This window comes from Herpetosiphonaceae bacterium (genome assembly GCA_036374795.1).
Classification (GTDB): domain Bacteria; phylum Chloroflexota; class Chloroflexia; order Chloroflexales; family Kallotenuaceae; genus LB3-1.
On sequence record DASUTC010000200.1, the window covers coordinates 1 to 13,642 of the forward strand.

General features: G+C 62.6%; 17 protein-coding genes. 8 read left to right on the forward strand and 9 right to left on the reverse strand.

Going from position 1 to position 13,642, the window contains the following annotated elements; all coding sequences use genetic code 11:
* The first annotated feature begins 256 nt into the window (after positions 1-256).
* The 8 genes from VFZ66_14925 to VFZ66_14960 all read left to right on the forward strand — a co-directional run bounded on the left by VFZ66_14925 (position 257) and on the right by VFZ66_14960 (position 5,987).
* Complete coding sequence (locus VFZ66_14925; GenBank protein ID HEX6290479.1) at positions 257-1,177, forward strand: glycosyltransferase family 2 protein; 921 nt, start codon at positions 257-259, stop codon at positions 1,175-1,177.
* Positions 1,174-2,160 (forward strand): lysylphosphatidylglycerol synthase transmembrane domain-containing protein, encoded by a 987-nt coding sequence (locus VFZ66_14930; protein HEX6290480.1) that lies wholly within the window; start codon positions 1,174-1,176, stop codon positions 2,158-2,160. The genes VFZ66_14925 and VFZ66_14930 overlap by 4 nt, the downstream gene beginning before the upstream one ends.
* A gap of 78 nt (positions 2,161-2,238) precedes the next feature.
* Positions 2,239-2,661 (forward strand): hypothetical protein, encoded by a 423-nt coding sequence (locus VFZ66_14935; protein ID HEX6290481.1) that lies wholly within the window; start codon positions 2,239-2,241, stop codon positions 2,659-2,661.
* The gene (locus tag VFZ66_14940; GenBank protein HEX6290482.1) at positions 2,658-3,371 is read left to right on the forward strand and encodes a DedA family protein; all 714 of its coding nucleotides are present in this window, start codon (positions 2,658-2,660) and stop codon (positions 3,369-3,371) included. The genes VFZ66_14935 and VFZ66_14940 overlap by 4 nt, the downstream gene beginning before the upstream one ends.
* Before the next feature lie 15 nt (positions 3,372-3,386).
* Positions 3,387-3,959, forward strand: coding sequence for a G/U mismatch-specific DNA glycosylase (gene mug / locus VFZ66_14945; protein HEX6290483.1), 573 nt, complete (start codon positions 3,387-3,389; stop codon positions 3,957-3,959).
* A 156-nt stretch (positions 3,960-4,115) separates the two neighbouring features.
* Positions 4,116-4,427 carry a hypothetical protein gene (locus tag VFZ66_14950; GenBank protein ID HEX6290484.1) on the forward strand — a complete coding sequence of 104 codons (312 nt, stop codon included), beginning with the start codon at positions 4,116-4,118 and terminating at the stop codon, positions 4,425-4,427.
* A gap of 147 nt (positions 4,428-4,574) precedes the next feature.
* Positions 4,575-5,237, forward strand: a complete 663-nt coding sequence (locus tag VFZ66_14955) for an MOSC domain-containing protein (GenBank protein HEX6290485.1) — start codon at positions 4,575-4,577, stop codon at positions 5,235-5,237.
* Positions 5,238-5,375: 138 nt separating this feature from the next.
* Positions 5,376-5,987, forward strand: coding sequence for a GyrI-like domain-containing protein (locus tag VFZ66_14960; GenBank protein HEX6290486.1), 612 nt, complete (start codon positions 5,376-5,378; stop codon positions 5,985-5,987).
* A gap of 38 nt (positions 5,988-6,025) precedes the next feature.
* Here the strand turns inward: VFZ66_14960 and VFZ66_14965 are convergent, their stop codons facing one another.
* The 9 genes from VFZ66_14965 to malQ form a co-directional block, all read right to left on the reverse strand.
* Positions 6,026-6,529: a hypothetical protein gene (locus tag VFZ66_14965; GenBank protein HEX6290487.1), complete on the reverse strand. Its 504-nt coding sequence runs from the start codon at positions 6,527-6,529 to the stop codon at positions 6,026-6,028.
* Between the two features lie 130 nt (positions 6,530-6,659).
* The gene (locus VFZ66_14970; GenBank protein ID HEX6290488.1) at positions 6,660-7,145 is read right to left on the reverse strand and encodes a hypothetical protein; all 486 of its coding nucleotides are present in this window, start codon (positions 7,143-7,145) and stop codon (positions 6,660-6,662) included.
* Positions 7,146-7,172: 27 nt separating this feature from the next.
* Complete coding sequence (locus VFZ66_14975) at positions 7,173-7,709, reverse strand: hypothetical protein (protein HEX6290489.1); 537 nt, start codon at positions 7,707-7,709, stop codon at positions 7,173-7,175.
* Positions 7,710-7,821: 112 nt separating this feature from the next.
* A complete protein-coding gene (locus VFZ66_14980) occupies positions 7,822-8,094 on the reverse strand; it encodes a hypothetical protein (protein ID HEX6290490.1) in 273 nt (90 codons plus the stop codon).
* A gap of 73 nt (positions 8,095-8,167) precedes the next feature.
* Entirely contained in the window at positions 8,168-9,214 is a 1,047-nt protein-coding gene (locus VFZ66_14985) for a DPP IV N-terminal domain-containing protein (protein ID HEX6290491.1), read from the reverse strand.
* Positions 9,211-10,233, reverse strand: a complete 1,023-nt coding sequence (locus tag VFZ66_14990; GenBank protein HEX6290492.1) for a diacylglycerol kinase family protein — start codon at positions 10,231-10,233, stop codon at positions 9,211-9,213. The genes VFZ66_14985 and VFZ66_14990 overlap by 4 nt, the downstream gene beginning before the upstream one ends.
* Positions 10,230-10,979, reverse strand: coding sequence for a response regulator transcription factor (locus VFZ66_14995; protein HEX6290493.1), 750 nt, complete (start codon positions 10,977-10,979; stop codon positions 10,230-10,232). The genes VFZ66_14990 and VFZ66_14995 overlap by 4 nt, the downstream gene beginning before the upstream one ends.
* The gene (locus tag VFZ66_15000; GenBank protein HEX6290494.1) at positions 10,964-11,677 is read right to left on the reverse strand and encodes a Maf family protein; all 714 of its coding nucleotides are present in this window, start codon (positions 11,675-11,677) and stop codon (positions 10,964-10,966) included. The genes VFZ66_14995 and VFZ66_15000 overlap by 16 nt, the downstream gene beginning before the upstream one ends.
* Positions 11,678-11,923: 246 nt before the next feature.
* Entirely contained in the window at positions 11,924-13,456 is a 1,533-nt protein-coding gene (gene malQ, locus VFZ66_15005; protein HEX6290495.1) for a 4-alpha-glucanotransferase, read from the reverse strand.
* Positions 13,457-13,642: the final 186 nt, after the last annotated feature.

Below are 13,642 nucleotides of genomic sequence, written 5' to 3' on the forward strand. Positions count from 1 at the left end.
AGCTGGCATAAAAACAGATGATCTACGAGGCTCGGTCGAGGCAGCTAGCGGGGGAGAGCGAGCACAAACGGATACGTTCTCCGAGCTGTATACCTCGGAGAGCGCACTGTATGGCTTCGGCAGCGTGCTGCTAATACCCTGCAACCGTAGATCGGCGCGAGCAGGACGCTGTGGAGCCTTAACTTGTCAGTCGTCGGCTGGTCTGGTATGCTCATGCCGCCGCCTGTTTGCGCGGAGTTGTCACGGGTTAGATACTATGCAGGATGTTTTGAATACGCCGACCGTCGCTGCGCCGCCCCAGCGCTGGCCGTTTAGTGTGACGATCGCGATGCCCGCCTTCAACGAGGCGCATGGTATCGCCCAGGTGATCGCGGCGGTCCGGGCGGAGGTGCCTGAGGCCGAGGTGCTGGTAATCGACGACGCATCGCGCGATGATACGGCGGTGGTCGCCGAAGCGGCAGGCGCGCGCGTCGTGCGCCATCCCTACAACAAAGGCAACGGCGCATCGATCAAAACCGCGATCCGCCATACCCGCACCGACGTGCTGCTGATCATCGACGCCGACGGCCAGCATAATCCCGACGATATTGCGCGGCTGCTCAAGTACATGGATCGCTACGATATGGCCGTCAGCGTGCGCTCGGCACAGTCGCACGCCTCGCGCGCGCGCGGCCTGGGCAACTGGCTGCTGGCGCGCTTCGCGTCGTATGTGGCCGGGATGGAGTTCGCCGATCTCACGTCGGGCTTTCGGGCGATGCGCACTGAGGTGATCCGCGAGTTCGTTCACCTGCTGCCCAATCGCTACTCGTGGCCGACGACCAGCCTGCTCTGCTTTGCCAAGGCCGGCTACTCGATCAAGTTCGTGCCGATCGACGCGCTCAGACGCACGGGCGGCCAGAGCGGCCAGAAGCTCGTGCGCAACGGCTTCAAGTTCCTGACGATCATTCTGCGGATCGTAATGCTCTTCAGCCCGCTGCGCGTCTTCTTTCCGGTCAGCCTGATCATGTTCGTCCTGAGCGCGCTGGCCTACCTGGCGAGCGTCGTCGCGAGCGGGCGCTGGCTGCATATTCCGGGCGCGACCCAGACGCTCTTTACCGGCGCGATCGTGGTGTTTATGTTTGGCCTGCTGGCCGAGCAGATCGTCGCGCTGGGCCTGATCGGACGGCGCGAGCGATGAGCAGGCTACGTCCACTGCTGCGCCTTGGGCTGCGATTGCTCGGCCCTGCGCTGCTGCTCTACTTTTTGCTGACGGTCAACCTGCGCGAGGTGTGGCGCACGCTGCTGGCGACCGATCCCTGGCTGTTTCTGCTCTCGGTGGTGCTGGTGGTGCCGTTCCTGGTGCTCAAAGCCATCCGCTGGCAGCTGATCCTGCGCGCCTGGCAGATCATCCTGCCGCTGCGCGAGGCGACCGCGCTCTACTGCATCGGGATCTTCCTGGGCGTCGTGACACCGGGCCAGGCGGGCGATGCCGTGAAAGCCTGGTATCTGCGCAAGCGCGGCTATCCGCTCAGCACCGGTCTGGCGAGCGTCGTCGTCGATCGGCTCTTCGATGTCGGCATCTCGGCGCTGCTGGCGGCGACCGGCCTGTATTTCTTCTGGGATATTCTGCCCGGAGGCAAGGCGATCAACGTGCTCGTGGTGGCCGGGCTGCTCGCGGCGGTGGTCGTCGGGCTGATCTTCGCCGGTAATCGCCGCCTGCGGGTCTTCGTGCTGCAAGAGGCGCTGCCGCGCTTCATGCCCCGGCTGTTGCGCGACCGCATGGGCGGCGGCGGGCTGGAGCGGCTGCATCTCACGTCGCGCCAGATCGCGATCATCACGCTGGTATCGCTGACGGGCCTGGCCTGGACCTACATTCGCATCTACATCCTCTTTCTGGCCCTCGACACGCCGTTTCCGATCGGGCCGTTTATCGCGCTGGTCGCGATCCTCTCGATCGTCGGCGCGGCCTCTCCCGGCGGTGTCGGCACGCGCGATCTGACGATGGTGCTGGTGCTGAGTGCGGTGCTCAACATCGAGCCGCAGCAGGCGACCATTCGCGCGCTCTCGCTCTCGACGCTGCTGCTGCTGCTCAATATCGAGAACGTGCTGATCGGCTTTTTGTACTCGCTGCGCTACCCGCTGGCCGAGGCGCGCCAGGACGCGCTGGCCGAGCCGCAGTAACATAGGGGTGCTGCGCGCAGCGGGGTGAGGGCCTGAACGTGAAACCTGGAACGTGAAAGCTGGAACTTTGGATACGCTATGAGACGGAAGCGGATCAGACGACGGATTCTTCTGCTATCGGCGGCGCTGGCGGTCGCGCTGTCGGTGCTGGTGATGTTTTCGGTGCGTGCCTTTGAGCACGCCCGTCACCTGCGGCAGCGCACTGACGAGCCGATCCAGCCCTGGATGACGATCCCGTACGTCGCTCGCTCGTATCAAGTGCCGCCGCCTCTGCTTGCCGAAGCGCTTGGTCTGCCGCCGGGAGCCAAGGAGCGTCGCCCGCTGGGGCAGGTCGCCGCTGGTCAAGGCCGTGCATTCGCGGATGTTAAGGCCGACGTGATCCAGGCGATCGCGCAGTTCCGCGCGTCGCGGCCTCCGCGCGGCCCGGACGCGCCCGGAGTGCCGCCGCCACCTAGCCCGCCGGATCCGTCGCCATCAGCCGATAATCGGAGGACGCCATGAGTTTGAGCGATCAAATTCTGGCGGCGCTGGTGCAATATGGTCTGCCTGTGCTCTTCGGCGTGATCGTGTTCGCGTCCAGCGGCGTGCCGCTTCCGGCAACGCTGCTGCTGATCGCGGCGGGCGCGTTCGTGGAGCAGGGCGATCTTGATCTCTGGTGGGTCGTCGGCTTCGGCCTGGCCGCCGCCGTGATCGGCGATCATCTCGGCTACGGGATCGGGCGGTGGGGCGGAGCGCGCATCGAGCTGCGCATCAACCGCTGGCTCGGCGGCCCCTCGCGGCTGGAGGCCGCCAATCGCGCCACGCAGCGCTGGGGTGGGCTGGCGATCTTCTTCAGCCGATGGCTGTTCACGCCGCTGGGACCGCCGCTAAACTATACCAGTGGGATCGCGCGGTATCCTCTGGGATGGTTTTTCTGCTGCGATGTCGCGGGCGAGATCATCTGGGTTATCGGCTATGTGCTCATCGGGCGCGTCTTCAACGACCGCGTGGAGGCGATGAACGCGCTGCTGGGCGACCTGAGCTGGATCAGCGTCGCCTGTGTAGCGGTCGTCGTGCTCGGCTGGCTGCTGATCCGATCGTTCCGCTCCGGCCATCCCGAAGCGCCGGATGAGACGGATCGGGGGCGCGCGACGGAGCCTCAGAGCTGGAGCTACGACGAGCCAGGCTTTGCCCAGGATCATCCCAGTCTGTCGGAGAACACGCGCGGCTGATCGCAGAGGGGCGCTATGACACGACCAAGCAGGCCCACAAAAGACGATCTGGCGGCAGCCGCAGGTACAACCGTTCCCGATGTGATCGCGCCGGATCTGCGGGTGCTCTTCTGCGGCATCAATCCGGGGCTGTATTCGGGCTGGACCGGCCATCATTTTGCGCGGCCCGGTAATCGCTTCTGGCCGACGCTGCACGCGGCGGGCTTTACCGACCGCCGCCTCGATCCCGCTGAGGAACGTCTGCTGCTTGCGTGCGGCTACGGCATCACCAACCTCGTCGAGCGCGCGACGGCTGCCGCAGCCGAGCTGAGCGGCGCGGAGCTAGCCGAGGGCGGCCAGCGGCTCCTGGCGAAGATTCAGCAGTACCGCCCACAGGCGGTAGCGGTGCTGGGCATCAGCGCCTATCGCATGGCTTTTGCCCGACCGCAGGCAGTGATGGGTCGGCAGCCAGCGCCGCTCGGCCCCGCGCTCCTCTGGATATTACCCAATCCAAGCGGCCTTAACGCGCATTATGCGCCGGCGGATCTGGCGCGAGTCTTTCGCGAGTTTCGCCTGGCGCTGGAGCAGGAAGCGCCACGCGCATCGTGATGCGCAGCTAGCCTCCGCCCGGCTTTTCGGTGAAGATAGTATTCCGCGAGGTGAGCTTCTCTTTACCGTGCCCCATGCCCGCCGCCCTATAGTTGGGAGTACAAGCTGGTGTACGCGAGGCACCAGCGTCGGGCTATCGGAAATGGGAGGTGGATCATGCGTATCGACATGACACCTGGCCTGTGCTCGAATGAATATCGAAACACAGGTGGCTCCTTTTGCCAGGATTGCTTCGCCGCCTTTCTCATCCACGGCTGCTACCCAGATCGCGCCTGTATCACCAAGGTGGTCGATGACGGCAAGGACCAGACGACGCTCGTTATGCGCGTGGGAGATCATCAAAAAGTCTTCGTTATTACGGACAACAATCGGGAGGCGCTGGCTTATGGCGGGTGGCGCGGCTGGGTCGACTTTGTCGATAACGTGCCGACGACACCCGCAGCCGACCAGCCGCAGGAGCAGGCATAGCTCCAGGCTGGCGGTGCCAGCGATGTCTGGACGGCGCAGCGGGAATGTCACACAACCGCTCGCCGCTGCGTACTCTCGGCCCTTCGTCCATTGCGTCCGCGCGAGCGCCGTGCTACCATCGCGCGAACGTAGCGAAGGGAAAAACCTGTGATTACGATCCACTCCATCTTGATCGGCCAGCCGCAGACGATCACCGACGAGCAGGGCATCTGGGAGTCGTCGATCTTTCGCACGCCTGTCACTGGAGCGATTGAGCTGACGACGCGCGGCCTGCTGGGCGATCATGTCACCGATACCGAAAGGCACGGCACGCCCGACCAGGCGGTCTGCTGCCATCTGCTGGCGCACTACGATCACTGGAATGCCGCCTACAACCTCACCGATCCGCAATCGATGCTCGGCCCCGGCAGCGTCGGCGAAAACTGGACGCTGGTCGGGATCGACGAGAACACAAGCTGTATCGGCGACATCTACAGCGTGGGAACCGCTCAGGTGCAGATCAGCGGGCCGCGCGTGCCGTGCTGGAAGCAGGAGCGCAAGCTCAAGCTGCCCGACTTTCTCAAACAGACACGTGAGACGCTGCGCACGGGCTTCTACCTGCGCGTGCTCCAGCCGGGCGTGGTGCAGCCGGGCGATCAGTTGCGGCTTGAGGCGCGGCCACTCCCCGATCTGACGCAGAACAGAATCAACGTCTGCGCGCATCACGCGTTGGATGTCGCATTTGCGGAGCGGCTGCTGGAAACGCCGGAGCTGGCGGCGGGATGGAAGCGGATTCTACGCTACAAGCTTGATCACCGCAGCCGGGATTGAGCGAGGTGGAGCGCAAAGAACCAGGCACGGGCAAGAACAAAGCGCAAAACACAACCGGAGAACCAAGAACAAAACGAAGGAACACGAACCGAGATCCCGAAACGTTGAACCCTGATCTCGAATCTTGGAGTCGCTGCGATGGCAAAAATCGACCTCAAGAAGGAGCTGAGATCGCTCTACAATCCTTCCGCCAGTGACGTATCGCTGGTGGATGTGCCGACGATGAACTTCCTGATGATCGACGGTGAGGGCAACCCGAATACATCGCAGCAGTACGCCGATGCCGTCGAGGCGCTCTATGCGCTGTCCTACGCGCTCAAGTTCAAAGTCAGGCAGAGCGCCAGCGGCGTCGATTACGGCGTGATGCCCCTGGAGGGCCTCTGGTGGGTTGACGATATGGCAACCTTCAGCGTCGAGCATAAGGATGCGTGGCAGTGGACGATGATGATTATGCAGCCGGAGTATGTGACCGCTGAGCTGGTCGCCGTGGTGCTGCGCGAAGTCGAGCGGAAAAAGGCGCTGCCCGCGCTGCACGGCGTACGCTTCGAGCCATATCACGAGGGACGCGCCGCGCAGATCATGCATATCGGCCCGTACAGCGCGGAAGGCCCGACGGTGGCGCGGCTGCACGAGTTCATCGAACAGCGCGGCTACCGCCGACGAGGCAAGCATCACGAGATCTACCTGGGCGATCCCCGTCGATCCGCGCCGGAGAAGCTGCACACGGTGCTCCGCCAGCCGATCGAGTAAGGCGCGGGAGCGAGAACCAGGAGCAGGCCAGCGCGTCGTCAGCCTCCAAAGCCAAACAGGCCGCGCGTCTTGCGCGACATGAGCATCAGCCCCAGTGTGCCAAAGCCAAGGCCGACGATATAGCCCAGCCAGCCGTCGCTCTGCTTGATCTTCAGCACTGCCGCAGATCGATTCTTAACAAATGCGGTGATCTCTTCTGCTGTGCGGCGCTTCTGGTCGTATCGTGAGGAGTAGCCGCTGGTGAGGGGCATCGGGCCGCTCCTGGTTTGCAGGACGATACGATACCGGGATGTTCTGCTTCGCCGCGAGGGTAGTAGCTGCGCCTCTTTCTCGACCGTCGCGCCGGTCAGGTCGGCGAGCCGAAACTGCCGGGCATAGTTATTCAGCGGCCCCGTCGATTTAAGCTCGCACTGGCTGTTCTGGAGCGCGCGGCCACAGGTGAGCGTCACGGTGGAGCTAAGCGTCAGCACGGCAGTGATCGCGATCCCGATACAGACGATGCCGATGAGGAATCCGGCGAGCGAGGATCTGGCGGATAGCATGGAGTACCTCTCATGTGGTCAGGTAAAGCCTGCACACAGATACGTATATCCCGAAGCGACGTTGCGGGCTATCGCCTCCTCTCAGGTGCCCGATCCGCTGCATGGCGCTGTGCGGCACGGCGTTCGCGTGCTACCTGCCCGTGCGCGTTGCATGATCTTTCTCCGTCAGGAAGTACGCTCGCTGCTTCGCCGCTGGCTTGATCGCACCTAGCCGCGAAAGATCTTCATCCTGCTCTACCTCGCGCCAAAACGCTGCTTCGTTCTCTGCCGTTCCCAGCACCACCCACGGATGCCCAAATCGTGTTTCCGCAATCCATAGATCAACGGAGAATCCCCCGCGCTCCTCGAACAACGCATCTCCGACTGGCGACGCTTGCAGCTCCCCTACAAGATTGACCTTATGCCGTCCAGCGCATGCATCAGCCAGCATCTCTGTTACATAGGCTTCAATCAAGCTGCTCTTTTTTTGATCCGCGACATCAACGGCACGAGCGTAATCGCTCTCATCAGCATTATTAAACTCCGGCTGCTCGACCCTCAGCAGGAGATAATGCTGACAATACGCGTCCTCGCGCTGCAACCGATACAGGCTGAAGATATCAAGCGGAATTCCCATCTGCTGCGTGCTCCGTTTCCTCGATCGTCATGTCGTTGACCGCTGGCTCTCAAAAAATGCTTGGAACACTCTTCGGCTCTCGAAAAAGCTGTCGAACTCCTGAATCAGCCCTTTGTATCGCTCATCCAGATGATGAGAGCATTCTATTTGATATTCAAAGCTATGGCTCTTGCCCGCAGAATCTCGGAAGCTGAAAGAGTAGAACGTCGGATGTAAGAACGGATACGGAGACTTTAGATCAGCGAGCTCATAGACGTTGAACTCCGTGGCAAGTTTTCTGAGAAATGCTTCCACCTGCTGCTGGTCCTTCACGAGAACCTCGGTCATATGCGACGGCTTGGGGCGAGTTTGTCCGAAGGCGGGGAGCAGACGCGCTAATCGAGATGGAGGTTGCGGCGGTAGAGGAATTGTACCCGGACCTGGGAAAGGCCGGGAAATCCATAGCGTCACGGTGTAACCCTCTTGATCGGAATCAACCTTGTATTCGGAAACAGGCCCGCCGTGACCGAGATCGGCGGCGACGCGCAGCAGGACATGGGTAAGGTGATGGGATCGTTGATTCATGGCTTGATCCATTCGCTGCTTAACGATGTCGTTGAGTCGACGCTCACGAGATATGATGATTGAATCGCCGCGATCGGACTCTGTTGCAACGCTTTGGTCGCGCAAAGGAGAGCTACGTTTCAGTTTCCAGAACTTTGGAAAGCTGATATGTCTCGCGGAGCGATTCCAGCCGAGATGGCGTAGCTTTAATCTCACCTTCCATCCAATTGTCCCACTCAAAGATGACCAGTTCGTTATCAGCTTGATTCATTAAGTCGTACCGGTTGTAATCGATGCCTGCGTCCATTCCATCGTAGCGATACATTTCTTTAAATCCCAAGTGCTTGAGGTCTTGCATGATTCGATGCCAGGTTTCTGTTTCAATATGTTCAATCTTGTACGGCATCTGGTATCCGCCTATCCCATGATTCTGGCCGCCTGCCCCGGCGAGCTCCGCGCAGGGTCAAACGTCATGCGCCTCATTTGCCCCAGGACAAGCCTGAGTTGGCGTCGATCTGGCCGTTATGTGTCAGCGCCCTGGACTCGCCGGGGCTAAGCGTGCCGCTAGCGTCCTTCAGCGTCAGCACATACACATCCGCGCCTTCATCGCCAAGCTGCACATAGGCAAGCTGCTTGCCATCCGGCGACCAGGCAGGCGCGCGCGCGCTGCCCGCAGCGGTCAGGCGTACGGCGGAGCCGCCAAGCGACAGATGCGGAATCGCCCAGATGTCGGTTTTTCCGTCGACGATCGCGGCAAACGCCAGCCAGCGCGCATCGGGCGACCATGCCGGATCGTAGGCGTTGTCGGGAATGCCGGGGTAGGCCGAGGACTCGCCGGTATTGGGATCGTAGAGCATGATCTGCTTGGGCTCCGCTCCGCGCGGCACGCGCGTATACGCCAGTGCCGACTCGTCGGATGCCCAGGTGGATCGCTGAAAATCGGACTCGTCCGCGCGGAGCAAGAGATCGTCGTTGGTGGGCTGGCGCGTGCCGATCAGGCTGATCGGGTACTGGTAGATCGAGAGCGGATACTCAGCCGGCGGCGAGACGGTGGGCGGCGCGACCTGCGACAAAAAAACGATCTGCTTGCCGTCGGGCGTCCACGTGGGCGCGGCAGCCCACACCACCTCATGCATAAACTCCTGAGTCCAGGGCTGCGACTGTCCGCGATTGAACGTGATCTGCGTCGGCAGGCCGCCGCTCACATCCAGCAGATAAATATCGGAGAAGCTTTCATCGCGGCGGACGTAGGCAATGCGGCGGCCATCGGGCGACCATGCGGGATCACGGGTGGTGCCGTCTCTGGTCATCTGCCGCGTGGTCTGGCCCTGGTGCAGATACAGATTGCCGTCTTGCACGAACAGCAAACGACCGTCGATGCTCGCGTCGGCTTGCATAGCGACCGGTCGGGCGGTGGGCCTGGATTGGGGCTGGCTGCTCTCCGCTGGCTCTGAGCCGAGCGAGCAGGCCGCGATCAGCGGCCCGATCAGCAGCAGCCCGATCAGCCGTCCTACGATACGTTTCATGGGCGATGCTGTGATTTGTCGATTAAAATACGTCGGATGCGATCCATCATCGGCACGCGCAGGCCAGGCATCTCGCCGAGCGTCTCGCCGGAGGCCCAGGGCGGTATCAGCGTCCGCAGCGCGCCGCGCGCAACGCGAAAGGTCATCGGCGTGACGCCGATCGGATCGCCATCCACATGCACCTCAAGCGGCGTGGCGCTGCTGATCTGCACTTCGCGCGCCCGATAATAATCCATGTCTGGATTGAGATTATACCGCCGTAAGAGGATGCTGAGGATATGCAGGGGCGCTGATCGAACGTCCTGGCCTTTGATCACCGCGATGTCGAGCAGGCCATCGGTCAGATTCGCGTGGTGGGTGATCTGCAAAAAGCCGCCGTACAGCCTGCTGTTGCCGATCACTACCATCAGCACACGGCCTTTGATCAGCCGTCCGTCGATGCTGATGCGGGCGCGCGTGCCGTGGACTTCGCGCGCGGCCAGCAACGCCTGGACGATATAGGCCAGCAGCCCAAGCTTGCGCTTTGCTTCGGGGTGGACCGCGCGGGTGACGGCGGCGTCGAAGCCGACGCCGGCCATCAGCAGAAAATAGCGCTCCCCGGCCATGCCCAGGTCGATGTTGACCACATGGCCCGCCGCCAGGCTCGTGGCGGCGTCGAGCGGTCGGAGCGGCAGCTTCAGCTCGCGCACCCACACATTGCCGGTGCCGACCGGCAGCACCGCCAGCGCGCTGCGAGTATGCGCGATGCCATTCACTACCTCGTTAACGGTGCCGTCGCCGCCCGCCGCCGCGACGATGTCGTAATGCTGCTCGGCGGCCTCTCGCGCCAGCTTGATCGCGTGTCCGGCATAGGCGGTCGGCAGAAGCTCCACCTGCCAGCCAAGCGCCTGCCAGGCGTGCATAGCAGCCTGCACGCCGCCGATGTCCTCGGCGTTTCCAGCGCGTGGATTCAGAATAATCCTGGCGCGTCGGGAATGCAGGCTGCCATGCTGTGAAGCGCCGACAGCATCGCTGGTCACTCGTGCTCTTCCTCCAGAGTCGGCACCCGAAACGGCGTGTTCGCGACCGCATCCAGCGGCGTGTCGATCCAGCCCCGGCGCAGCGCGTAGATCACCGCCTGCGTCCGATCGTTCAGCGACAGCTTGCGCAAGATCGACGAGATATGGTTCTTCACCGTCTGCGTGCTGATGCCGAGGTTGTCGGCGATCTCCTTGTTGGAGCTGCCCGCCGCAATCTTTTCCAGCACCTCGATCTCGCGGTCGCTGAGCGGCGAGAAGAGCGAAAAATCGACATCGGCCTCGGTCGTCACACCCCGGTTGATGTCGCGGAACTGCGACAGGATGCGCTGCGCCACCTTCGGCTCGTCGAACATGACCTCATTGATCACGTACTCGCCGCGAGCGACGCGCCGGATGATCTGCGCGAGCTGGACCGAGCTGATCTCTTTGGAGTAGTAGGCCGCCGCTCCGGCGCGCAGCGCGTTGAACGCCTGCTCATCGCTCTCGTGCATCGAGAGCATGATCACGCCCAGGCTTGGATAGGTCCGATGGATCTGGCGGGTCAGCTCAAGGCCGTCCATGCCCGGCAGATTCAGATCGACGATCATCACGTCGGGCGGCGTCACGCTGATGAACTGGAGCGCCTCCTCCGCCGATGCCGCATCGCCGACGACTTTAATATCATGCTCTTCTTGCAGGCTATAGCGCACGCCCTGGCGGAAGAGCGGATGATCGTCCACGATGAGGAGGTTTATAGTGCGGTACATGCTGGAGTTGTCCTCCCTTGGTCGGCTAGCCAGCGCTCAAACGCGGCGACGGGATCGGCCAGACCAATCAATCCTGTCGCAGTTAACACTCGGTGAGTTGTGACGAGCGGCAACCCGACGACACACGTATACGATCCCTGGACGTGCTGGACCAGCCGCCCGCCCAGTCCTTGAATTCCGTACGCGCCAGCCTTATCCAGCGGCTCGCCGGTGGCTACGTAGTCGGCAATCTCCGCATCGGTCAGCGGTGCCATCCGCACATCGGCGGCATCGAGCGCAAACTGGAGGGAATCTGCATCGTGCCCGTCGCCGCCACAGGCCACAACGCCGGTATAGACCCGGTGGGTGCGTCCGGCCAGACGGCGCAGCATAGTGCGGGCCTCGGCAGGATCGCGCGGCTTGTTGAGCACGTCCTGATCGATCACAACGATTGTGTCAGCGCCCAGGATGATTCCGCTCACACCTTCGTCGAGCGCTGCCATTACTTTACGCCATGCAAGGAGGGTGGGATGTTGCGATATGGCAAGTGGAAAGGGCGGCAGCTTCGCTTGCAGCTCCGGCGGCGCTGGGCGGCTTTCTTCCTCGCCCTGAGTTGCGATTGCGGCGAAATGGGGGATCAGGTAGCGCAGCAGCTCGCGGCGTCGGGGCGAGGCCGAGGCCAGGGTTAGCTGACGGTCTAGTCCATCATGTTCCAACAAATTGCACAGCCTATCTACTGTAGATAAACGCGCCACATAAGTGGCAGCATCATAGCATCTCCGAATCAATCCGACAAGGTAACGACGGGTAGTGGGCTACTCGGCGCTCGCTGCTTAGGACATTTAGACAGGATGATCGAAGTGCAAGTTCCACGTTTCGAGTTTCACGTTCCCCGTGGTTCCTGGTACGCCCTTTGGGCATGGCACCGGTTTGCTCTTTGTTCCCCTGTTCCTTTGTTCTTTTGTCTAGCCCACGCTATCCTCGGCAACCGCGCTGGGCACCTCCAGCGGCACGCGACCGTACAGGCTCGTCAGGCGGCCAAGCCGCGCCGCGACCTCATGAGTGAGCTGATGCGCCTGCAAGCGCCAGCTCCAGTTTCCGATGGCATTGCCCGGCTGGTTCATGCGCGCCTCGCTGCCCAGGCGGAGCACATCTTGTATCGGGATGATCGCGGTATCGCAGACGGACATCAGCGCGATGCGGATAAAGTCCCAGGCGATGTCGTGGCCGTGGATGCCGAAGTACTCCTGCACGTGCCGTCGCGCGTTGTCGTCCAGGGTGTGCCACCAGCCGATCGTCGTGTTGTTGTCGTGGGTGCCGGTGTAGACGACGAGGTTGCGGTGGTAGTTATGCGGCTGGTGAACGTTGGTCGGGCGGTCGCCCCAGGCGAATTGCAGCACGGCCATGCCGGGAAAGCCCAGCTCGTCGCGCAGCGCATCGACGTCGGGCGTGATCAGGCCCAGGTCCTCGGCGATGATCGGCAGCCGCCCGAAGCGCTCGCCGATCGCCTTGAAGAGCGCCGTGCCCGGCCCCTTGACCCAGCGGCCATGCATCGCGGTTTCCTCGTGGGCGGGCACCTCCCAGTAGGCCTCGAAGCCCCGGAAATGGTCGAGCCGCACAATATCCACCAGCGTGAGCGTCAGGCGGAAGCGCTCCAGCCACCAGCCGTAGCCCTGGCGCTCCAGCACGTCCCAGCAGTAGAGCGGATTGCCCCAGCGCTGGCCCGTGGCGCTGAAATAGTCCGGCGGCACGCCCGCGACGACGGTCGGGTTGAGCTGCTCGTCAAGATAGAACAGGTCGGGATTGGCCCAGACATCGGCGCTATCGTAGGCCACAAAGATCGGAATATCGCCGATGATCAAAATGCCGTGCTCGTTGGCGTAGCGCTTGAGGTCGAGCCAGTGGGTGAAGAAGAGCCACTGCGCGAACTGCTGAAAACGGATCTGCTCGGCCAGCCTTGCGCGTGCGTCGGCGAGCACCGCCGGATCGCGCTGGCGGAGCGGCATCTCCCACTCGCTCCAGGACGCGCCGCCGTGCTCGTTTTTGAGTGCGGTAAAGAGCGCAAAGTCGTCGAGCCACACGGCATGGCTGGCGATGAATGCCTCGAACGCGGCGCGCTGCTCCGGTGCTCCACCGGCTGTGAAATGGGCGTAGGCCTCCTGCAAGATGCCGCTCTTCCACGGGATCACCGCGCCAAAATCGACATATGCTGCGGGGAATGCGGGCGCTCGATCGAGCGTCGATCGGGGCAGCAATCCATCCTCGACGAGACGCTCCACTGAGATCAGCAGTGGGTTGCCCGCCAGCGCCGACAGGCTCGCGTAGGGCGAGTCGCCGTAGCTGGTGGGACCAAGCGGCATGATCTGCCAGCGGCGCTGATTGGCGCTGACCAGCCAGTCAATAAAGCCGTAGGCGGCGCTGCCGAGGTCGCCAATGCCGCCGGGACCCGGCAGCGAAGTCGGGTGGAGCAAGATGCCGCTTGCTCGTCGATCGTACATGATACACCTCGATGTCTATTTCCGAAGATCGCGCTATCTTACCGCACAATGCGTACCAGGCCACCGGGATCGGGCGGCGGGGGTCGGAGATCAGGCGGCGGGCGGCGGGCGCGTAGAGCCGGGAACGAGCTCACAAGCGAACAAGGGAACAAAGGCGTAGCACCCTTGTTCCCTTGCTCCTTTGTT